16 protein-coding genes are annotated in these 21936 nt (G+C 73.1%); 7 read left to right on the top strand and 9 right to left on the bottom strand.

Translation table 11 applies throughout. From position 1 onward, the window contains the following. Positions 1-52 precede the first annotated feature (52 nt). Positions 53-1432 carry a type VII secretion integral membrane protein EccD gene (eccD, locus tag ACIRQF_RS08380; RefSeq protein ID WP_404090010.1) on the bottom strand — a complete coding sequence of 460 codons (1380 nt, stop codon included), beginning with the start codon at positions 1430-1432 and terminating at the stop codon, positions 53-55. Positions 1433-1514: 82 nt separating this feature from the next. Beyond that, positions 1515-1895, bottom strand: coding sequence for a hypothetical protein (locus ACIRQF_RS08375; protein ID WP_389751986.1), 381 nt, complete (start codon positions 1893-1895; stop codon positions 1515-1517). A gap of 345 nt (positions 1896-2240) precedes the next feature. Here ACIRQF_RS08375 and eccCa point away from each other — a divergent pair, with 345 nt between their 5' ends. Both eccCa and ACIRQF_RS08365 read left to right on the top strand, forming a co-directional pair. Beyond that, positions 2241-6242 carry a type VII secretion protein EccCa gene (gene eccCa, locus ACIRQF_RS08370; RefSeq protein WP_404091735.1) on the top strand — a complete coding sequence of 1334 codons (4002 nt, stop codon included), beginning with the start codon at positions 2241-2243 and terminating at the stop codon, positions 6240-6242. Next, complete coding sequence (locus ACIRQF_RS08365; protein WP_404090008.1) at positions 6239-8839, top strand: hypothetical protein; 2601 nt, start codon at positions 6239-6241, stop codon at positions 8837-8839. Before eccCa ends, ACIRQF_RS08365 begins: the two co-directional genes overlap by 4 nt. A gap of 95 nt (positions 8840-8934) precedes the next feature. Here the strand turns inward: ACIRQF_RS08365 and ACIRQF_RS08360 are convergent, their stop codons facing one another. After that, positions 8935-11007, bottom strand: coding sequence for a M4 family metallopeptidase (locus ACIRQF_RS08360; RefSeq protein WP_404090006.1), 2073 nt, complete (start codon positions 11005-11007; stop codon positions 8935-8937). A 318-nt stretch (positions 11008-11325) separates the two neighbouring features. Here ACIRQF_RS08360 and ACIRQF_RS08355 point away from each other — a divergent pair, with 318 nt between their 5' ends. The 4 genes from ACIRQF_RS08355 to ACIRQF_RS08340 all read left to right on the top strand — a co-directional run bounded on the left by ACIRQF_RS08355 (position 11326) and on the right by ACIRQF_RS08340 (position 15318). After that, positions 11326-12327, top strand: a complete 1002-nt coding sequence (locus ACIRQF_RS08355) for a hypothetical protein (protein WP_382480993.1) — start codon at positions 11326-11328, stop codon at positions 12325-12327. A gap of 349 nt (positions 12328-12676) precedes the next feature. Next, the gene (locus ACIRQF_RS08350) at positions 12677-13123 is read left to right on the top strand and encodes a hypothetical protein (protein WP_404090004.1); all 447 of its coding nucleotides are present in this window, start codon (positions 12677-12679) and stop codon (positions 13121-13123) included. 69 nt (positions 13124-13192) lie between these two features. Beyond that, the gene (locus ACIRQF_RS08345) at positions 13193-13774 is read left to right on the top strand and encodes a carbonic anhydrase (RefSeq protein WP_376634480.1); all 582 of its coding nucleotides are present in this window, start codon (positions 13193-13195) and stop codon (positions 13772-13774) included. 14 nt (positions 13775-13788) lie between these two features. Beyond that, positions 13789-15318 (top strand): SulP family inorganic anion transporter, encoded by a 1530-nt coding sequence (locus tag ACIRQF_RS08340; RefSeq protein ID WP_389751998.1) that lies wholly within the window; start codon positions 13789-13791, stop codon positions 15316-15318. 126 nt (positions 15319-15444) lie between these two features. Here ACIRQF_RS08340 and ACIRQF_RS08335 read toward each other — a convergent pair whose 3' ends face one another. Beyond that, positions 15445-15612 (bottom strand): FG-GAP-like repeat-containing protein, encoded by a 168-nt coding sequence (locus tag ACIRQF_RS08335; protein WP_404090001.1) that lies wholly within the window; start codon positions 15610-15612, stop codon positions 15445-15447. A 104-nt stretch (positions 15613-15716) separates the two neighbouring features. Then, positions 15717-16343, bottom strand: a complete 627-nt coding sequence (locus ACIRQF_RS08330; protein WP_404089999.1) for a hypothetical protein — start codon at positions 16341-16343, stop codon at positions 15717-15719. Between the two features lie 214 nt (positions 16344-16557). On the opposite strand from ACIRQF_RS08330, the gene ACIRQF_RS08325 reads away from it, so the two are divergent. Continuing rightward, positions 16558-17685 (top strand): NADH:flavin oxidoreductase, encoded by a 1128-nt coding sequence (locus ACIRQF_RS08325; RefSeq protein ID WP_376634488.1) that lies wholly within the window; start codon positions 16558-16560, stop codon positions 17683-17685. 187 nt (positions 17686-17872) lie between these two features. Here ACIRQF_RS08325 and ACIRQF_RS08320 read toward each other — a convergent pair whose 3' ends face one another. The 4 genes from ACIRQF_RS08320 to ACIRQF_RS08305 form a co-directional block, all read right to left on the bottom strand. After that, positions 17873-18331, bottom strand: coding sequence for a MaoC family dehydratase (locus tag ACIRQF_RS08320; RefSeq protein ID WP_376634490.1), 459 nt, complete (start codon positions 18329-18331; stop codon positions 17873-17875). Positions 18332-18398: 67 nt separating this feature from the next. After that, positions 18399-19985 carry a long-chain fatty acid--CoA ligase gene (locus tag ACIRQF_RS08315; RefSeq protein WP_404089996.1) on the bottom strand — a complete coding sequence of 529 codons (1587 nt, stop codon included), beginning with the start codon at positions 19983-19985 and terminating at the stop codon, positions 18399-18401. 11 nt (positions 19986-19996) lie between these two features. Continuing rightward, the gene (locus ACIRQF_RS08310; RefSeq protein WP_404089994.1) at positions 19997-20884 is read right to left on the bottom strand and encodes an amidohydrolase family protein; all 888 of its coding nucleotides are present in this window, start codon (positions 20882-20884) and stop codon (positions 19997-19999) included. 1 nt (position 20885) lies between these two features. Then, complete coding sequence (locus ACIRQF_RS08305) at positions 20886-21797, bottom strand: SDR family oxidoreductase (protein WP_404089992.1); 912 nt, start codon at positions 21795-21797, stop codon at positions 20886-20888. Positions 21798-21936 lie beyond the last annotated feature (139 nt).

The following is a 21936-nucleotide window of genomic DNA, read 5'->3' as shown; positions in this document are numbered from 1 at the left end:
CTGCGTGGGAAAGGTACGTCGGTGGTGGTCGGGGGTGTGTCCGGGGCGCCGCTCAGCCGGTGAGCCCGCGCACCCACGTGAACAGCCCGGACTCGGTCAGCGCCAGCGGGATCAGGCTCAGCGCCAGCGCACTGTGCAGCAGGTCGGCGGCCCGGCCCCAGTACGGAAGCAGCCGTCGCCCCGGCACCGTCCACGAGAAGATCGCGAGCGCCGCCGCGGCCGCCACCAGGCCCGTCAGCAGGCCCAGCCGGCCCGTCGGTCCCAGGGAGAGCGCCCACCCGGTCACGAGCAGGGCGAGCCCGTACACGCCCGGCAGGATCAGGGCCAACCGCTGCCACCGCGAGCCGACCTCCCGGACGTGCAGGATCAGCAGCAGCGACAGCACGGCCGCGAGCGCCACCGGGGCCCAGCCGGGCGCGGGGGCCATCACCGTGAGGCAGGCGGCGCACAGGGCGCCGGTCACCACGTGGAAGGCGGTCAGATAGGCGTCGGCCACGGCGCTGCGGTCCACGACCCCCTGGGCCGGGTACGGATCGATGTCCTCCTGCAGCTCCTCGGCCCGGCGCGGCAGCGCGGGCAGCTTCAGCCCCGAGAGCCGGAAGGCGAAGCCGGGCAGGAACGCCCCGAACGCCACCACGAGCACGGCCAGCGCCCCCGCCGCCTCCGAGGCCGTGAGCCCCGCCAGGACGAGGACCCCCGCCGCCGACGCGGCGACCGAGCTGACGAGCAGCCCGAGGAACAGCGGCGCCGAACAGGCCACGGACGCCAGCGCGAGGACCGACGCGCCCGCCGCCGCCGAACCGCCCGCGAGCAGCCGGGCGGCCGTCAGGTCGCTCTCCCCGGCCGGCAGCAGGGCGCCGGCCAGCGCAAGATAGGGCACCGCCGCAGCGCCGAGCGCCGTACCGGCCCCGGCGTCGCCCACCGCCCGCGCGGCGCTGCCGGCGCCGAGGAGCAGCAGGAACCCGGTGCCGGCCGACGCGACCACCCGCAGCGAACCGAGGCCGCCGGAGAGGGCGAGGAGGACGAGACCGCCCGCCAGGGCGAGCAACGCGACGCCGAGCGCCAGGTGGTGGGCCAGGGCGGGGTGCCAGCCGTCGCCGCGCCGCTCCAGCCCGGCCGCGACGCCGTCGACGATGTCGTCGAAGTGCACCTCCGGCAGCGCCTCGCGGCGCATCCGCAGATAGAGGCGCTCGCCGTCGCGCAGCCCCAGGGCCTCCGCCGTCCGCTCCTCGTCCAGCGGCTCCTCGCCGAGCCGCTGGAGCACCCAACCGCCCGCCTCGACGGCCTTCTCGTCCAGGTCGTCCCCGGAGTAGCCGACAACGGTCGGCAACAGGTCCGCCAGGGGGACGTCGGCCGGTACGGAGAGCTCGACCACCCTGTGCGGCCCGTGGAACCTCAACCGGCACAGCCCCGCCACCGCGCTACCGCTCACTGCCCGCGTGTCCTTCCTGCTGTCCAGCCGAGGCCGGAACGCCCTCGGCGGACAGGGGAACGGAAGCACCCCGGCGGCGGGTTCAGCCGCCCCCGCGCGGCTCGCCCCGCAGTTCCCGCACGAGCGCCTCGACCCCCTCCTCGCCGTACCGCGCCACGAGCACGGCGGCCAGCTCGGCCACCGACCGCCGCTCGCCCTCGCTCCAGCCGGCCGCCGACGGATGCTCGTCGACCACGAACACGCGCGCGATCGTCAGCGCCTCCGGCTCCGGCGGGTCGGCCGGGGCAGCGGACCCGAGCAGCGCGGCGAGCGCGTCCGCCACCTCGGACGCGGTGGCCTCGGGTACGTCCAGCCCGGTCACGGACCCGCCGAGCGGATCCACCTCCTCCGGGCCGGCGCCCGGCAACCACGTGCGCAGCAGCGCCCGCACCTCGCCCGTCCCGTCGTCCTCGTCCTCGTACACCGCTCTCCCCCCGACACCGCCCCGACGGGCGTGCGCACATCGCCCGGCCCACCCCGGCGACCGGCCGGGCCGGCGACCCGACGGGCATCCGTGAGCACGCACGCCTCACCCCTTCCTCCGCTCCCTCCATGCCGCAGCGGTCAACGCACCCCGCGGCCGCCGGGTTCATCCGGGGTTCCTCCGAAGCCACCGTACGGACCGGTTGAACCGTCCCGCACCACCCGTCCGTTCCCGACTGACGAGGAAACCGCAGAGAGTCGGCCGCCAGGCGGAAGCCGGCGTGAGGAGCGAAGTTCGTTGAGCGTGGTGCAAGTCAACCGCCCGCCGCGCCGGCCGGGCCCCGAGATGCCCGACGGCGAGATCCAGCTCCAGGAGCCCCCCGGCCTGCCGGAGAAGCAGAACGGCATGGGCAGCATCATCACGATGGTGCCGATGGCGCTCTCCTCGCTCTCCATGGTCTTCATCTTCCTGCGCCCCAACGGCGGCATGATGACGTACATCGCCATGGGCACCATGGCCGTGTCCGCGATCGGCATGGTCGTCACCCAGATCATGCGCGGCAACGCCGACCGCAAGCAGGAACTGACCGGCGAACGCCGTGACTACCTGCGCTACCTGGCGCAGATGCGCCGACAGGTGCGCAAGGAGATCCTGCGCCAGCAGGAGGCCCTGGCCTGGCGCCACCCCGACCCGGCAGAGCTGCCCTTCCTGGTGCGGACCTCGCGCCTGTGGGAACGGCGCTCCTCCCACCCGGACTTCAGCGACGTCCGGATCGCGCGGGGCTCCCAGCGCCTCGCGGTGCGCCTCGCCCCGCTCGCCACCAAGCCGGTTGAGGACCTCGAACCGCTCGGCGCCCACGCACTGCGCCGCTTCATCCACGCGTACGGCTCCGTCGCCGACCAGCCCGTCGCCATCCACCTGCGCGGCTTCGCCCACGTCCTGATCCGCACCGACGCGGACTCCGCCGACGGCAGCACCCGGCCCGGGGGCGAGACCGGGACGGGCCCCGACGACGACCGGTCCCGCGCCCTGGTCCGGGCGATCCTCGCCCAGCTGACGACCTTCCACGCGCCCGACGAACTGCGCGTCGCGGTCGTCGCCGCACCTGACCGGCGCGCCCACTGGGAGTGGACGAAGTGGCTCCCGCACGCCCTGCACCCCCATGAGACCGACGGTGCCGGAGCACTGCGGCTCGTCGCCGGCAGCATCGGCGAACTGGAGCAGCTGCTCGGCGAGGAGTTCGGCGCACGGCCGCCCTTCGAGCCCGACGCCTCGCCCAGCCGCGACGAGCCGTACACCGTCGTCGTCCTCGACGGAGCCGTCTTCGCCTCCCCCCACCGGGCCGCGCTCGGCGGCTACCGCAACGCCACCGTCGTCGACATCGGCTCCACCCTGGACTGGCAGCACGGCCGGCTCACCCTCCGGCTGCGGATCACCGGCACACCCGACGGCCCCGCCGCCCTGGAGATGGTCGGCGCCGACCGCAACCGCAAGGACCAGATCACCCCGCTCGGCGTCCCCGACGGCCTGACCCCGGTCGCCGCGACCCGGATGGCCGCCGCCATGGCCCCGTACCGACTCGGCGACAGCTTCGACGCGGGCGAACCCCTGGAGACCGACTTCGACCTGGCCGGCCTCCTCGGCATCCCCGACCTGCACCGCTTCGACGTCAAGGAACAGTGGGCGCGGCGCAACCAGTCCAACAAGCTCAGGGTCCCCCTCGGCCTCGGCCCGGACGGCACCCCCATCGACCTCGACATCAAGGAATCCGCCCAGGGCGGCATGGGCCCGCACGGCATGCTGATCGGCGCCACCGGCTCCGGCAAGTCCGAGCTGCTGCGCACCCTCGTCCTCGCCCTGGCCCTGACCCACTCCTCGGAGATCCTCAACTTCGTCCTCGTCGACTTCAAGGGTGGCGCCACCTTCCTCGGCCTGGACGGCCTGCCCCACACCTCCGCCGTCATCACCAACCTCGCGGACGAGGCCGACCTGGTGGACCGCATGCGCGACGCGCTCCACGGCGAGATGATCCGCCGCCAGGAACTGCTGCGCGCCGCCGGGAACTACGCCTCCCTCCTGGAGTACGAGACCGCCCGCGCCAACGGCACCCCGCTGGACCCGCTCCCCACCCTCTTCGTCGTCGTCGACGAGTTCTCCGAACTGCTCGCGGCCCACCGCGACTTCATGGACCTCTTTGTCATGATCGGCCGCCTGGGCCGCTCCCTCGGCGTGCATCTGCTGCTCGCCTCCCAGCGCCTCGACGAAGGACGCGTGCACCAGCTGGAGTCCCACCTGTCGTACCGGATCGGCCTGCGCACCTTCTCCGCCATGGAGTCCCGGGGCGTCCTGGGCGTCCCCGACGCCTACCAGCTCCCCTCCCAGCCCGGCAACGGCTACCTGCGCAGCGACATCTCCACCCTCACCCGCTTCAAGGCCGCCTACGTCTCCGGCACCTACCTGCCCAAGCGCCGCCCGGCCGCCCGCCGTTCGGTGATCGAAGGCCAGGTCGTCGCCCTCGGCACCGAGTACGTGGCCCCGCGCGTGCTGCCCGTCACCCCCGACCCGGAGGAGGAGACGGCGGTCGAGGAGACCGGGACGCTCCTCGACATCGCCGCCGAACGCCTGGTCGACGCCGGTCCGCCCGCGTACCAGGTGTGGCTGCCGCCCCTCGACGTGCCGCCGACCCTGGACGAACTCCTGCCCCCGATCGGCCCCGACCCCGAGCACGGCTTCACCGCCGACGGCCCGGTACGCGGCACGCTCAAGGTCCCGGTCGGAGTCGTCGACAGGCCCTTCCAGCAGCTCCGCGACCTGCTCGTGGCCGACCTGGGCGGAGCCGACGGCCACATCGGCATCGCCGGCGCCCCGCAGTCCGGCAAGTCCACCCTCATCCGTACCCTGATGACGGCGCTCGCCCTCACCCATACCCCGGCCGAAGTGCAGTTCTACTGCCTGGACTTCGGAGGCGGCGCCCTGTCGAGTCTGCGCGGCCTCCCGCACGTCGGCGGGGTCACCGGCCGGCACGACCCCGACCGGGTCGTCCGGACGATCGCCGAGGTCAACGCGGTCATCACCCGCCGCGAGAAGTACTTCGCCGAACTCGGCATCGACTCCGTCGCCGCCTTCCGCCGCAAGAAGGCCGCCGGCGAACTCCCCGACGACCCGCACGGCGACGTGTTCCTGGTCATCGACGGCTGGAACACCCTGCGCCAGGATTTCATGGACCTGGTCCAGCCCCTCACCCTCATCTCGCAGCGCGGCCTCAACTACGGCGTCCACCTGCTCGTCGGCACCACCCGCTGGGGAGAGATCACCGGCGCCCTCCGCGACCAGCTCCAGACCCGCTTCGAACTGCGCCTCGGCGACGCCGTGGACTCGGTCGTCAACATGCGCGCCGCGGGCAAGGTCCCCAAGATCCCCGGTCGCGGCATCACCGCCGACCAGATGCACTTCCTGTGCGCGCTGCCCCGCATGGACGGCATCGGCACCGTCCACGACCTCGGCGAGGGCGTCGCCGACCTCGTCGACGTCGTCGCCGACCACTGGACCGGCCCGCGCGCCCCCGAGGTCCGGATGCTTCCCCTCGTCCTCGACGCCGCCGACCTCCCGGAGCCGCACGGCTCGCTGCGGATCCCGCTCGGTCTGGAGGAGAACGACGTCCAGCCGCTCTGGCACGACTTCGCGCAGGACCCGCACCTGATCGTCGTCGGGGACAGCGAGACCGGCAAGACGAACCTCCTCAAGCACATCGCCACCCAGATCATGCGCGCCTACACCCCCGACCAGGGCCGCCTGATGCTGGTCGACTTCCGCCGCGAGATGTACGAGACCGTGCCCGAGGAATACCGCCTCGGCTACGCCGTCTCCGCGGACCCGCTGCGCCAGATGATCACCGGCGCCGGCAAGGCGATCGCCAACCGCGTCCCCGCCGCCGACATCACCCCGGACCGGCTGCGGCTGCGGGACTGGTGGAGCGGCCCGGAACTCTTCGTGCTCGTCGACGACTACGACCTGGTCAACGGCTCGATGGCGGCCCACCCCTTCGCCGCCGTACTCGACAACCTCGCCCAGGGCGCGGAGATCGGCCTGCACGTCATCGTCGCCCGCTCCGCCAACGGCGCCGGCCGCGGCCTGTCCGACCCGCTCCTGCGCAGGCTCCAGGACGTCAACACCCCGGCCGTCCTGCTCTCCTGCCCGCCGACCGAGGGCTACCTCTTCGGCGGCACGAAGCCGAAGGTGCTGCCCACCGGACGCGCGCTGCACATCACCCGCCGCCGCACCGTGCAGCTCCAGACCCCGCTGCTCGACCCCGACGGCCAGGCCCCGCAGAACGGACACGCCGGATGACCACCCCCGCCCCGGCCACCGCATCGGGCACCCACCCCGTCGGCCCGCACCTGGTGATCGCCTCCGCCGAGACGGCCGCCGCCCTGACACCCGTCCTGAGCGCGCTGCCCCCACTGCCCGGCGCGCTCCTGGTCCTGGCCGCGGCACCGGACGCGGCACCGGTCCTCCGCCACGCCCTTCCGGACCTGGTGGCCCTCGCCGGGGAGCGCGGCGCGACCCGCCTCGTCCTCGCCGCCTCGGGCCTCGCCACGGAGGGCCCGGGCGGCGGCCGCCCGGTCCAGGCGGTCGCCACGACGGCGGACTTCCCGGTGGTCGCCCCGGACGGAGCGGTCACCGTCGAACCGGACGGCACGCTGCGACTCGCGGCACCGGGCACCTGGTGGCTGGCGGAACCGAGAGAGGAGCCGGTCGAACTGGGCCCGGGGTGGCCGCCGGAGGAACCGCCGGCGCAGGAGGAACCGGAGGAGTGGGAGGAGGGGCGGGAAGGAGAGCAGCGGCAGACGGAGGAACCCCTTCCTCCTCCGGCACCGCCCGTCCGCGTCGTGGCGGAGTCCCAGGGCGGCGTGCACGGATGCGGAGCGACACCTACCCAGGGGCCGGGAGGGGGACCGGGGGAGGACACGCGCACCGTGCCGGGCGGAGTGTGGCTGGGAGGACCGCCCGAGACGGTCGAGCCGCTGATCGGCGTCGCCCCCGACACCTTCCTCCTGGGTGTCGGATCACCGGCCCGCCCCACGCTTCCCGCCGTCGAACTCCTGGACCGGACGCCGGCGGACGCGGCGGACGCGCGGCACCTCCTGCTGGCCGCGCCGTGGGCCGACCCCGCCGACCTCGTCGCCATGGCGGTGGCCCTCGCCGACCGCTTCGACCGCACGGTGCGGGCCGCGATCGGCCTCCCCGTACGGTCGGCCGACGCCCATGCCACCACCTTCCTCGACGCACGGGGCGCGCCCACCTGGCAGCCCCTCCTGCTCGAACTCGCCGCCTCGCCCGCACACCACCGGGTGGTGCCGTCCGCGTGGTTGGCGCCGTCCGGCCCGGAGGCGACGGGCCCGGCCCAGTACGCGTGCGCGGACCTGGAGGACTGGGTCCTCGAACTCGTTCCGGCGGGACTCTGGCTGCGCCCGGCGGAGGGGGTGACCGACGCCCGCCCCCGCACCGTGCGCCCCGACCCGGCCGGCCCGGTCCTCATCGCGGGTGACGGGGAGCGGCCCCTCGGCCCGGAGGTCCGGCGGGCACTGCCCGCCGTGCTGGCCGCGCTGCCCGACCTCGGCGCGACGGAACCGTACGGACTCCTGCTCCACGGCGACGCGTCCGACGAGGAGCAGCTCCGCTCCTGGGCAGGAGAACTGAACCTGCGCCGGCTCGGCTCCGCGCATCCCCGCCCGGTGCCGACACCGGCTGCCAGGCCCGAGCCCGCCCCCGAACCCCGTACGGGACCGTTCCCGCGCCCGGCCGCGAGCGAGCCTCCCGACGCGGCCCCGACCCCCGCATCGGCCCCGGCAGCAACTCCGGCGCCGCCCCTGCCCCCGACTTCGGCCTCGAATCCGGTGCGCGAGGAACCGGAGTCGCCGGTGCGCGGGGAAACGGAGCTCCCGGTGCGGGGGGAACCGGGGCCTCCGGTGTGCGGGGAAACGGAGCTCCCGCTGCGCGTGGAACCGGAGTCGCCGGTGCGCGGGGAAACGGAGCTCCCGGTGCGGGGGGAACCGGGGCCTCCGGTGTGCGGGGAAACGGAGCTCCCGCTGCGCGTGGAACCGGAGTCGCCGGTGCGCGGGGAACCGGAGCCCCCGGTGCGGGCGGCTTCCGTCGCTCCGCCGATGCCCGTCCCCCCGTCGATGCCGGGCGGCCGCAGCGGCCCGGACGACCGAGCGGCTCTCCGGGAACTCCTGGGCGAGAAGTACCACATCCTCGCGAGCAAGGCGGAGCTGCTGGCCTCCCGGCTGCCGTCGCTGCGCTTCCTGGCGCAGGACGGACTGAAGCCGGACCTGGTGGCGATCGCCGTGTACCAGGCCGACGCCCCCGACCCGGGCTCGCGCGCGGGACTGGCCCAGGCCGCGCGGGCGGCCGCGCCCGGCCCCTTCACCCCGCTGCTGCGCTGCCTGGAATCGGGCCTGCGCCGCCTGCCGGGGCACTACGGGGCGGTCATGCTCGCCATCCCGGAGGAGCGGGTGCCGCTGGACCGGTACGTGCCGGGCACGGTCCTCGTCGAGCCCGCGGCGGTGGCGGCCGTCCCCGCGTGCGACGCGGAGTTGGAGGGCGCCGTCGAGTTCGGGATCTGGTCCACCACCGGCCGCCGGACCTCCGTCTTCAGCGGGACGGACGACGAACCGGAGGTCGTGTTCCCCCCGGGCACGGCCTTCTCCGTCCTCGCCCTCCAGCTGCCGGAGGACGACACCGCGACGATCCGCGTTCTGCTCCGCGAGATCTCCCCGGCGGAGACCGAGGGGGCCGACGAGCGCTCCCGGAAGCGCGACGAGCAGGCCCGCACCCGCCTGACCGAATGGTTCGAGCGCAGGGACATGCTCGAACCCCACGACCGCCGCCCCGTCCCCGACGCGACCCGCTTCCACGTGGCCCCGGGAGTGGTCCTGCACTGAACCTCGGGCCACCGGCCGCCCCGTGCACGCGGCGGACCCGGCCGGTGACCACCGGCCGGGCCCGCCTCACGCATCCGCGGAGCCTGTGGGGAGGCTCAGCCGGTGGTGACCGCCGTGTCGTCGATCAGGAAGCTCGTGGCCGCGGAGGAGTCCTCGGTGCCGGTGAACTTGATCGTGACGGTCTTGCCCTTGAACGCCGACAGGTCGAGCGTTCGCTGGGTGTAGCTGCCCGGCGTGGCGTTGGAGTACGTCGCCAGGGTCGTGGTGGTGGTGCCGGAGACGACCTGTGCCTTCAGCGTGTCGTACGGCGTGGTGCCCGACTCCTGGGTGTCGATCGCCAGGTAGAAGCTGAGCTTGGGCGCCGTGGCCGTGGCCGGGACGGTCACCGACTGGGACAGGGTGTCGGTGTGTGCGCTGCCGTAACCGTTCAGCCAGGCGTAGTACGAGCCGGAGCGCGGGCTGGCGCCGGCGTCGTTGGTGATCACGCCGGTGCTGGAGGTCCAGCTCACCGCGCCGGACTCGAAGCCCGGGTTCGCGAGCAGGTTGGTGCCGCTCGGCGGGGTGCCGGCACCGCAGGTGGTGGCGGTGGGAACGACGGCCACGCCGCTCCACGCCTTCTCGACCGCGGCGCACTGGCTGCTGCTCGCGCCGTACAGGTCGATGGCGGCCTTGATGCTCGCGGTACGGGCCTCGGGGTAGGTGGTGCCGGAGGTCATGTACGTGGTGAGCGCGCGGTACCAGATCTTGCCCGCGGCGGCGTTGCCGATGCCGGTGACCGTGCCGCCGTTGCAGGTGGGGCTGTTGCCCCACTGCGAGGAGCCGGAGCCGACCGCCAGCAGGTAGAAGAAGTGGTTGCCGACGCCGGAGGAGTAGTGCGGGTCGAGGTTCTTGGTGCCGGTGGTCCAGCAGCTCTGGGAGACGCCGTCCTTCTTGGGGTCGTCCATGTACCGCAGCGGCGTGGAGCTGATCTTCTCGCCGATGAGGTAGTCGGGAGCGTCCGCCGCGCTGTTGGCGTTGAACTCCACCAGGGTCCCGAAGATGTCGCTGGTCGCCTCGTTGAGGCCGCCCGCGTCGCCGAAGTAGTTCAGGTTCGCGGTGGCGGAGGTGACTCCGTGGCTCATCTCGTGGCCGGCGACGTCGAGTTCGGTGAACGGCTTGTCGCCCGGCGCTCCGTCGCCGTAGATCATGCTGAAGCTGGTGTCGTCCCAGCCGGCGTTGGCGTAGTTGTTGCCGTAGTGCACGAACGAGCGGGCCCCGACGCCGTCGTTCTTGATGCCGTTGCGGCCGTGCACGTTCTTGTAGTAGTCCCAGGTCGCCTGGATGCCGTAGTGGGCGTCGGCCGCGACGGTGGCGCGGTCGCTGAGCGCGCCGTTGCCCCACACGTTGTCGGTGTCGGTGAACGCCTTGCCCCAGCCGGTCGGCGGGCTGTCGTTGGTGGCGGTCAGGTTCTGCGCGTCACGGGTCTCCCCGTTGCCGCGGGTGCCGTCCTTGAGCTGGTAGCCGCCCGAGACCGCGGTGGTGGTCAGCGGGACGTCGCCCACCTGGTAGCCGTGGCCGGTGCCGTCGGCGGTGTGGAAGGCGTTCCACGTCTGCCCGACCTTGCCGGTCAGGGCGTCCACCAGCACGTTGAAGTGGCTCGGCGACTGGTCGGGGGCGGTGCCGTCGACGGTCACCTGCCAAGCCAGGCGCGGGGTCCCGGAGAGGGCGTCCACCACGAGCTTGCTGGTCGTCCTGGCCCGCTTGCCCTGGAACCTGCTCTGCGCCAGGGCCTCCGCGCGCCCGGCGCCGACCTTGGGCGTCACCGGGAGGGAGAGGCTGTCCTTGAGGGTCAGCGTGCTCTCGCGGAAGGCGCCGCTGGGTGCGGAGTGCACGACGACGTCACCGCCGAGGACGGGCAGGCCGCGGTACGCGCGCGTCATGTGCACGTGCCGCGTGCCGTCCTGGTCGACCAGGACCGAGGCCGACGCGAAGGTGTCGTCGGAGCTCGCCCGCACCGCGCCGGGGTGGGCGGCGATCGACTCGCGGGCGTCCTGGACGGCCTGGTTCCTGTCGGCCTTGGGCGGGTGGGGCCGAGCCGTGGGGGCAGCGGCGGCGGGGGATCCCGCGCCGGCTATCAGCAGGCCGCTGACGGCCAGCGAGATCGATGCGGCAAGAACGGTTCTCTTCATGGGCCGGGATCGTGGCCGCCGTCGGGAACCCGGGTCAACGAGCCCCAACTCTGTTTAATTGCAGGCGCTGTGAAGAGGCGGGTGCCCCCGTCCCCTCCCGGTCGTGGCCCCGCCCCGCCCTGAGCTTTGGTCAAAACTGTTCACAGAGTGTCTTACGTCTCGTCGATATCCGGCCTTGTCGTGGCTAGCCTGTGGCCGCTTCATCCCCCCACGAGCGCGCTGTTCCCCGGCAGCGCCTCCATCCCCCCACGAGCGCGCTGTTCCCGGCAGCGCCTCCATCCCCAGGCACGCGACGTCGGTGCAGGAGGCGAGAGACTGGTGAAGACCAGTGGCACGACACGGTTCGAGCGGACGGCCCAGGCCCCACGGCTGCAGGAGCTGAAGGCCGTACGACCGCGAGAAGGAGCGGCCGATCTCCGCGACGTGCTCCGCACCGGCCCCTTCGAGGCAGCCCTGGACTCCGCCGTGCGGGCCAGTGGGCTCAGTCTCGAACGTATCCAGCACCGACTCGCCGAGCGCGGCGTGGAGATCAGCGTGACCACGCTCAGCTACTGGCGGCGCGGCCGCAGCCGCCCCGAACGCCCGCAGTCCCGGCGGGCGGTCCGGCTCCTGGAGGAGCTGTTGGGCGTTCCCACCGACGGCCTGGTCTCGCTGCTCGGCCCGCGCCGCCCCCGGGGCCGCTGGGTCCACCGGGACGACGAGGTGGTGGAGACGGAACACCTGTGGCGGGAGTTCGTCAGCCTCCCGGAGCTGCTGGCCGAGCTGGGCAGCACGGACGACGGCCTCCTCCGGGTCGCCGCCCACGACAGCTACGAGCTCGACGCGCGGGGTGCCGGAGCACGGCTGACCACCCGCCTGACGTTGAAGGCGACCCGAGACGGGGTGGACCGCTGCGTGGTGATCCTCCGGGGCGAGGACCCGGACGGAGCGCTGCCCGAGTTCGCCGACGTACGCAACGCCCGCCTCGGGCGCCTGCGCTCGGACCCCAGCGTGCCGTTGGTGGTCGCGGAGCTGTTCCTGGACCGCACGCTGTCCGAGGGAGGGACCACGCTGATCGAGTACACCCTGCGGTTCCCCGACGAGGGACGCCGCGCCGAGGAGTGCGGGCGGGGGTTCCACGCCCCCGCCCTCCTCTACACCCTGGAGGTCGCCTTCCACCCGGATGCCGTGCCGGTGCGCTGCCGGCGCTGCAGCAGCGCCGCGGTCACCGGGGAGCCCCTGTCGGCGGAACCGGTGTGGATCAGCGCTGCCGGCCGGGTGCACGCGGTCTTCGAGAACCCGGGGCCCGGCTTCCGGGCGCTGCGCTGGGAGTGGCACTGAGCGGAGACGGGATCGGCGCGACCCCGAGGTAAGGGGGGTGACCCGGTACAGCCGGCCGGAGCCGCGTCCGGCCGGAGCCGCGTCCGGCCGGAGCATGCGCCGGCCCGCGCCCCGTCGTGCTGCGGTGCGCGGGCGGCAGCGGACGTCCGCGCCCCCGGACCGGACGCGCCCTGGCGCCGATCCCGTAGGCGATCGCGTCAACTTGCGGCTGGTTCCAGTCGGAAACCGGGCCTGTTCACCGGGTGTTACGCGGGTGACATCACGTGCGCGTATTACTGTTCATTGACCTCAGCTTGAACTTGCTTTGGTGAATTCCGATGACAGTGCGACCCGGGGGAGGGAAGTGCTCATGACGTCCACCGGGCATCCCGCCACGACACCCCGAGCCGCCTCCAGGCTCACCCTCGTTCTCACGCTCGTCCTCACCCTCGTCCTCGCCGTGACCTGCGGCAGCGGGAGCCCCGCTGCGGAGTGCGGGCCTCGAACCGCCGCTCCGTCGCCCCGTGTCCAGGCCGCCGCGCCCACCCCGTACGAGACCGTCCCCTCGAACGACGGCGAACTCACCGCCACCTCGAGCCGCGCCGCCGCACGCCACCACGGACGGCGCCGCGCAACTCCCCGTCGCACCACCCCGTGCCACGCGGGACCCGCCGAACTCCCGCCCGTACCGGTCCTCCTGGAGCCACGGACGCCCGCCGACGGCGGGACGCGCGCGAGACGGCACCACCCGCACGGCCCGGACGCCGCGCGTACGCGCGCCCTCGCACCCTCCGCACTCCAGGTGTTTCGCTGCTGACGGGCAGGACCAACGCGAAGCCGTCCTGTCAGCCCGACGCGCCCCACGCGCGCCAGGAGGAATACACATATGCAGCCCCTCATCGACAACGCCCGCCGGTTCGGACAGCGCCCTGAGGAGTTCGCCCCGCTCGCCCAGGGACAGTCCCCGGCCGCCCTGTTCATCACCTGCTCCGACTCCCGGGTCGTCCCCGCCCTCATCACCGGCGCCCGCCCCGGCGAACTCTTCGAACTGCGCACGGCGGGCAGCATCGTCCCCCCGTACGCCGGCACCGCCCCCGCCGGCGAGACCGCCACCATCGAGTACGCCGTCGAAGTCCTCGGCGTGCGCGACGTCGTCGTCTGCGGCCACTCCCACTGCGGCGCCGTCGGCGCCCTCGTCCGCGGCGACGACCTCAGCGCCGTACCCGCCGTCCGGGACTGGCTCGCCCACGCGGCCCCCGACGGCGCACCCGGCCGCCCCGACGACCCGGCCGTCGCCGACGCCGTACGGGGCCACGTCCTCGCCCAGCTGCTCCGGCTGCGCTCCTACCCCTGCGTAGAGCGCCGCCTGACGTCCGGCGAGCTGCGACTGCACGGCTGGTACTACGAGGTGCACACCGGCGCCGTCAGCGCGTACCGCCCCCTGACCGACACCTTCGAGACCCTGTGAAAGGGGAGATCCGCATGCCGCCTTCCCTCTCCCGCGTCCCCCGCCCCCTCTCCCGTTTCCCCCACCTGCGGCAGGACTTCGCCGCCTCGCTCGTCGTCTTCCTCGTCGCGCTGCCGCTGTGCATCGGCGTGGCCGTCGCGTCCGGCGTCCCGGCCGAACTCGGCCTGATCACCGGCATCGTCGGCGGTGTCGTCACCGGCCTGATGCGCGGCAGCAGCCTCCAGGTCTCGGGACCGGCCGCCGGCCTGACCGTGCTCGTCTTCGAGGCCGTCCGCGCCTTCGGACTGCCCGGCCTCGGCGTCGTCGTGCTCCTCGCCGGGCTCCTGCAGATCGCCATGGGCGCGCTCAGGTGGGGGCGCTGGTTCCGGGCCATCTCCCTGTCCGTGGTCGAGGGCATGCTGGCGGGCATCGGACTCGTCATCATCGCGGGCCAGTTGTACGCCGCCGCCGGCATTCCCGCCCCCGCCTCCGGCCTCGCCAAGCTCGCGGGGCTGCCCGCCGCCCTGGTCAAGGCCCTGGACAGCACCACCGCCCTCGTCTCCCTGGCCGTCGCCGCCGGTACCGTCCTGGTCATGGTGGCCTGGCGGCGGCTGCCCCGCGCCGCTCAGGCCGTTCCCGGCGCGCTGGTCGCGGTGCTGCTGGCCGCCGGGGCGACCTGGCTGTTCGACCTGCCCGTCGCCACGGTACGGGTCGGCGGCGTGCTCGACGCGGTACGCCTGCCGGGCACGGACTCCCTCTCCGGCCTCGCCGACCTGGCCCTCCTCGGCACCGTGCTGGCGTTCGCGCTGATCGCCTCGGCCGAGTCGCTGTTCAGCGCCGCCGCCGTCGACCGGCTGCATGCGGGCCCGCGCACCCAGTACGACCGGGAACTCGTCGCCCAAGGCGTCGGAAACACCGTCTGCGGCCTGCTCGGCGCCCTGCCCATGACCGCCGTGATCGTGCGCAGCTCGGCCAACGTGCAGGCCGGTGCCCGGACCAAGGCGTCCCGGGTGCTGCACGGCGTGTGGCTGCTGCTCTTCGCCGCGCTCCTGCCGGCCACCCTCGCGTACGTGCCCCTCGCGGCCCTCGCCGGCATCCTCGTCCACGCCGGCTGGAAGCTGATCCCGTTCCGGTCGGTCGCCGCCCTCTGGCGCACCCATCGCGGCGAGGCGCTCGTCCTGGTGGTGACGGCGGTGTCGATCGTGGCGGTCAACATGTTCGAGGGCGTCCTGATCGGCCTCGTCCTCTCCGTGGCGAAGGCCGCCTGGGACGCCTCCCACCTGCGCATCGACCGCACCGACGACGGCGAAGGCCCGGTCGGGGTGCGTCTCTCCGGTACGGTCACCTTCCTGCGCCTGCCGAAGATACTCGACGCACTGGAGGCGCTGCCCCACGACCGGCCGGTCGAACTGGACCTCTCCCAGGTCCACCACCTCGACCACGCCTGCCGTACCGCCCTCGAGGCCTGGGCGGCCCGCCACAGCCCCCACGGCCCGGACGCCGTCCGCCTGCACGCCGTACCGGAGCGCCCCCGCGCCTCCGAGTCTGCCGGCACACCCCACTGAGGTCGGGCCCGCGGCGGGGGAACGGCCGCGCCGCGGGGGCCGACCCGGCCCGGAAAGGGCGTCAGACCTCAGCGGGCCGCATCCCCGGTACGAGGCCCGCTGAGGTCGGACGCCGATCCGTGAGTGCTACCAGCCCTTCGTCACGTCACGGGCGGCCCCGAAGGTGCCGTCACCCCGTGCCGACCAGGCCTTGAGCGTGCCGGTGGAGTCGTCCCTGGCGAGGATGTCCGCCTTGCCGTCGCCGTCGATGTCATGGGCGGCGACGGTCTGGGCGAAGTTCCATCCCCCGGTCACCTGGACCGGCTTGTCGAAGGGCCGCGCCGCGGGTCCAGCCCGCGGCAATTGCGTACACGTCGGCGCGACGCACGCCGAGTCGGGCGTGGGTGTCCGTCGGCGATTCAGTCGCGCGGGGATGCGTCGGCGGCCGAGCGGCGACCCCCGACGGAGGCGATCAGCGCGTCCGCCACGATCGCCGCGTCCGCCTCCGCGACATCCGCCGGGTACTCCGGGAGCAGGTCGTCCCAGACGGGCATCCACGATCCGTACAGCTGGCTCTGCCCCTCGGGTCGGGCGAAGAACCAGATGTGCAGATGCGCGCCTCCGTCGCCGATGCGGTAGACGTGGGCACGCGAGATGTGCGGCAGGGCCTGCACGTGGCGGACGATGTGAGTGGACAGGACCCCCAACTCCGCCGCCAGCTCGTCGGGCAGGTCGGCCATGTCGTGGTGCTCGATCGGATGCAGCATGAGCACCAGCGGCACACCGACTCCGGGGATCCGGGTGAGCCGCCAACTGTCGTTGAACCAGATCCCGTTGCCGCGGTCACGGCACGCGTCGCAGTCCGACCGGTCCTCGCCGTGCCGCGGAGGCTCGGGCAGGACCGGAGGTCGCAGAGGTGAGACGCGCAGCCCGTCCGCTTCGAACGGGCTGACACTCCACCCGGTCATGCGCGCGAGCGGGAGCCGACGCTCACCGTCCGCGGCGGCGAGCGCGTGGTCGTAGAACTCGTCAGGTCGCAAGGCCATGGTGCGAAGACTAGTTCGAGATCTTCACCCCGTGAGGGGTGGGGTGAACCGACTCCTCCCGGGACCGCCGGGCGACCGGAGGTCGAGGTCGGCCGCGGGGCCACCCCGACCCGGAGAAGCTTGACTATCTGAAATATCTACCCCTACCTTCTTTTCGTTGCATGAAGTGTTCAAGCGTCAAGGTTGTCGAGCAGTAGCTATGAGGAGCGTCCCCGTGACCGTCACCGCTTCCCCCGCCTCCCGTGCGGCCGAGATCTTGTCCCGGCCCGTCGCGCTGAACGGCCTGACGATCCCCAACCGCATCGTGATGGCCCCGATGACGCGCATGTTCTCGCCCGGCGGCGTTCCCGGCGAGGACGTGCGGTCGTACTACGCCCGCCGCGCGGCCGCCGGGGTCGGCCTGATCGTCACCGAGGGGACCTACGTCGGCCACGACTCGGCCGGGCAGAGCGACCGGGTGCCGAGGTTCCACGGCGAGGAGCAGCTCGCCGGCTGGGCGGAGGTCGCGGCGGCCGTGCACGCGGCGGGCGGCACGATCGTGCCGCAGCTGTGGCACATCGGCATGGTGCGCAAGCAGGGCCAGGCCCCGTACGCCGACGCCCCCGCGGTGGGCCCTTCCGGCATCCGCGTGGACGGCACCGAGGGCGAGGGCAAGGCGATGACCGCGCGTGACCTGGACGACGTCATCGGCGCCTTCGTCGAAGCCGCCGCGGCCGCCGAGCGCATCGGCTTCGACGGCGTCGAGCTCCACGGCGCCCACGGCTACCTGCTCGACCAGTTCCTGTGGGAGCGGACGAACCGCCGCACGGACGCCTACGGCGGCGACGCCGTGGCCCGGACGAAGTTCGTCGCGGAGATCGTGGCCGCCGTCCGCGCCGCCGTCTCGCCCGAGTTCCCGGTGATCTTCCGCTACTCGCAGTGGAAGCAGGAGGCCTACGACGCGCGTCTCGCCGAGACCCCGGAGGAGCTGGAGGCGATCCTGGCCCCGCTCGCCGCGGCCGGCGTCGACGCCTTCCACGCCTCCACCCGTCGATACTGGCTGCCGGAGTTCGAGGGCTCGGACCTGAACCTGGCGGGCTGGACCAAGAAGCTCACCGGCAGGCCCACGATCACCGTCGGCTCGGTCGGCCTCGACGGGGACTTCATCCACGCCTTCGCGGGCCAGGGCGCCGAGCTCGGCAGCCTCGACAACCTCCTCGACCGGCTGGAGCGCGACGAGTTCGACATGGTCGCCGTCGGCCGAGCCCTGCTCCAGGACCCGGAGTGGGCGTCCAAGGTCCTGGCGGGGCGGATCGACGAGCTGAAGGCGTACGACGCGGCCGCGCTGCAGACGCTGAGCTAGGGGCGTGCCCGCAAGCCGGCGGCTCGGCGCGCCCGCACTCGGCGCGCCCGCGCTCACCGCGCCCGCGCTCGCCGCGGCCGGCACGGAGCGCCGCGGCCGAGCCGGCTGAGGAGACGGAGCCGGGGGCGGTACCGGCCATGACCTGCCACAGGGTGGGTGCCGCCCCCGCGGCTTCCGCCGGGGCCCGTCAGGCGTAGTGGCGGTAGACGGCCTGGGCGACGCAGGCCGGCTTGTCGCTGCCCTCGACCTCGACGGTGAACGTCAGCGACATCTGGACGCCGTTGCCCTTGACCTCCTCCACAGCGCCGACGGCGCCGTGCAGGCGGATCTTCGCGCCGACCGGCACCGGGCTGGGGAAACGGACCTTCTCCAGCCCGTAGTTGACGCTCATCGTGGTGCCGGTGATCTCCAGCAGCTCGCCGAAGAGCGGGATGATGAGCGCGAGGGTGAGGTAGCCGTGGGCGATCGGGCGGCCGAAGGGCCCGTCCTTGGCCTTCTCAGGGTCCGTGTGGATCCACTGGTGGTCGTCGGTGGCGTCGGCGAAGGTGTTCACCCGCTGCTGGGTGATGTCGAGCCAGTCGGTACGTCCGAGGTCGGCTCCGGTGAGGGCCTTGAGCTCGTCGAGGCCGTGGGCGGTCGTGGGCATGGCGGATCCTTCCGATGGCGCGGGCAGCGGCGGACGCCGCTCGCGGGGGTGGATGTCGGGGTGCTCGTCAGGCGCGCGGACGGACGTCCGGACCGTTCGCGTACGCGTCGCGCACGGCGGCCTTGACGATCTTGCCGGAGGCCGTGCGGGGCAGCTCCCCGGTCAGGACCAGGGACTTGGGGATCTTGTACTTGGCGAGCCGTCCCCGCAGGTGACGTAGGAGCTCGTCCTCGTCGGCGCCGGCGCCGGGCCGGAGGACGACGACGGCGCGGCCGACCTCGCCCCATATGGGGTCGGGCACGCCGATGACGGCGCACTCGGCGACACCGGGATGGGTGAGGAAGGCGTCCTCCACTTCGGCCGGGTACACGTTCTCGCCGCCGGAGACGAACATGTCCTTGACGCGGTCGACGATGTACGCGTAGCCGTCCTCGTCGAGCCGGGCGATGTCGCCGGTGCGCAGCCAGCGCCCGCCGGTACCGGCGTCGGCACCGACCCGGCCGTCGTCCTCGCCGGAGAAGGCGTCCTCGGTGGCCTCGGGCCGTCGCCAGTACCCGGTCATGACGTGGGGGCCCTGGACCAGGATCTCGCCGCGTTCCCCGGGCCCCGCCTCGCGGCCGTCCGGGAGCACCACCCGGGTGTCGGTGAAGAAGTGCGGCACCCCGGCGGAGCCGGCCTTGGCGGCGGTCTGGTCCCGGTCCAGGAAGAGGACCCCGGGGGAGGCCTCGGTCATGCCGTAGCCCTGGCTGAAGGCGAGGCCACGGTCCAGGTACGCGGCGATGGTGCGGGCGGGCACCGGCGCACCGCCGCAGTTGAGGGTGCGCAGGCTGGACAGGTCGGCGGTCTCCCACCGGGGCAGGGCGGCCATGGCGTCGTACATGGTGGGGACGCCGAACATGTACGTCACGCGCAGGTCCTCGATCAGTTCCAGGACCCGCTCGGCGTCGAAGGCGCCGAGGAGGATCACCCGGCCGCCCTTGAGCAGGGTCGGCAGGCAGGTCATGTTGAGGCTGCCGGTGTGGAACAGCGGGGCCACGACGAGGGTCACCTCGTCGTGGGCCAGGTCGGTGTCGACGAGGACGTTGACACTGTTCCAGGTGATGTTGGCGTGGGAGAGGACGGCGCCCTTGGGGCGCCCCGTGGTGCCGGAGGTGTACATGATCATGCACGGGTCCTCGGGTGCCACGGCCTCGTCCAGCGGAGCGGTCGCGGCGTCGGCCAGGAGCTCCTCGTACCCGAGCGCTCCGTCCTCGGCAGGGCCGGCGAGCACGACCCGGTGGTGTACACGTGCCTCGACGGCCGCCGCACGGGCCGCCTCCGCGTGCTCGGGCGCGTGGACGAGGACGGTGCTGCCCGAGTCGGCCAGGTTGAAGGCCAGTTCCGGGGCCGTCAGCCGGGTGTTGAGCGGGACGAAGGCCGCGCCCAGCGTGCCGGCGGCGAACAGGGTCTCGAGGAACGTCGGATGGTTGGGCCCGAGGTAGGCGATCCGGTCTCCCCGCGCCACACCCAGCGCGCGCAGGGCGTGCGCGAGGCGCAGGACCCGGCCGTGCAGTTCACGGTAGGTCCAGGTGCGGCCGTCGTGGACGACGGCGATCCGGTCGGGGGTCTTGCGGGCCCGGCGCGCGGGCCAGGAGCCGATGCCTTGGTTCAACACGAGCGGTTCCTTCAGTCGGTGAGCAGGCCGAGCAGGCGGGCGGCGTTCTCCTTGAGGATCTTCGGCCGGACCTCGGGCTTGATGTCCAGTTTCTCGAAGTCGGCGAGCCACCGGTCAGGAGTGATGACCGGGTAGTCGGACCCGAAGAGGACCTTGTCCTTGAGCAGGGTGTTGGCGTAGCGGACGAGCTGCGGCGGGAAGTACTTCGGGGACCATCCGGACAGGTCGATGTACACGTGCGGCTTGTGGGTGGCCACGGCCAGGGCCTCGTCCTGCCAGGGGAAGGACGGGTGGGCGAGGATGATCCGCAGTTCGGGGAAGTCGACGGCGACGTCGTCGACCAGCATCGGGTTCGAGTACTTCAACCGGATGCCTCCGCCGCCGGGAACACCGGCGCCGATGCCGGTCTGGCCGGTGTGAAAGAGGGCAGGGACGCCGAGTTCCTCGATGGCCTCGTACAGCGGGTAGGCGAGCGGGTCGTTCGGCGAGAACGACTGGATGCTGGGATGGAACTTGAAGCCGCGCACCCCGTGCTCCTCCACCAGCCGCCGTGCCTCGCGCACGCCCGCCCGGCCCTTGTGCGGGTCGATGCTCGCGAAGGGGATCAGCACGTCGGCGTGGGCGGCGCAGCTCTCCGCGATCTCCTCGTTGGAGATCCGCGGATGGCCGGTGGCGTGCTCGGCGTCGACGGTGAAGACCACCGCCGCCATCCGGCGTTCCCGGTAGTGGTCGGCCATCTCGTCGATGGTCGGCTGCCGGTGGCCATGGGCCTTGAAGTACGTCTCGGAGGCGCCGAACAGCTCCGGGCTCAGCGCACCGCGGCCGTCCTTGGAGACCTCCGCGTGCGTGTGCACGTCGATGGCGGTGATCCGGGCGAGGTCAAGGGAGAGATCCGCCATGTCACGCCTCCGGAGCCTGGGGCGCGGGGATGCCGTAGGACTCGGGCTCGGCTCCGACACCTCCCGGCCACTCGGCGGCGATGGCGTCGGCGCTCCACCCGCCGTCGGCGAAGGCGACCGCCTTCTCCTGGGGGTGCGCCCACAGGGCCAGGCGGTCACCGCCGATGCCGATGGCCTGTCCCGTCACTCCAGCGGAGTCGTCCGAGGCCAGGAAGGTGATCAGCGCGGCGACGTCCTCGACGGTGCCGAGGCCCTCGCCCTTGCGCAGCCAGTCCGGCAGCGGCTTGCCGGTGCGCTCGGACTCCTCGATGACCGGTGCGAACGCCGGGATGGTCTTGGTCATCTCCGTGGCGGCGACGGGGACGACGGCGTTGACGGTGATGCCGGCGCGACCCAGTTCCATGGCCCAGGTGCGGGCCATGGCGACGATGCCGGCCTTGGCGGCGGCGTAGTTGGTCTGGCCGAAGTTGCCGCGCTGTCCCGCGGGGGAGGAGATGAGGACGAGTCGGCCGCCGCTGCCCTGTTCGCGCATGCGGACGGCCGCCGCGCGGGCACAGGTGAAGGTGCCGCGGAGGTGGACGCGGACGACGTCGTCGAAGTCGGCGTCGGTCATCTTCCACAGGACGCGGTCGCGCAGGATGCCGGCGTTGGTGACGAGCACGTCCAGGTGTCCGTACTCGGTGACCGCCGCGTCCACCAGCTGCCGGGCCGCCTCGCTGTCGCCCACTGCCGCGACGACCCCGGTGGCCGTGCCACCCGCGGACGTGATCGAGGCCACGGCGGCGTCGACGACGGCCTGGTCGACGTCGTTGACGACGACGGCGGCACCGGCCGCGGCGAGGGCCTGGGCGTACGCCAGTCCGAGACCGCGGCCGCTGCCGGTGACGACGGCGACCTTGCCCTGAAGATCCATGAGAGGTACCTCGCGTAAGGGGGAAAAGGGGATGTCGAAAGCCCCGGCACACCGCCGGGATCGACAGGAATCCTGATGAACGTCAGTCTGTGGAATCAACAGGATTCCTGTCAATGGCCTAGGGTGGGGGAGCGCTGCC

It is taken from the genome of Streptomyces sp. NPDC101191 (assembly GCF_044767915.1).
GTDB lineage: Bacteria > Actinomycetota > Actinomycetes > Streptomycetales > Streptomycetaceae > Streptomyces.
Note: the sequence above shows the minus strand (reverse complement) of the source record. Positions and strands in the feature narration are given on the sequence as shown.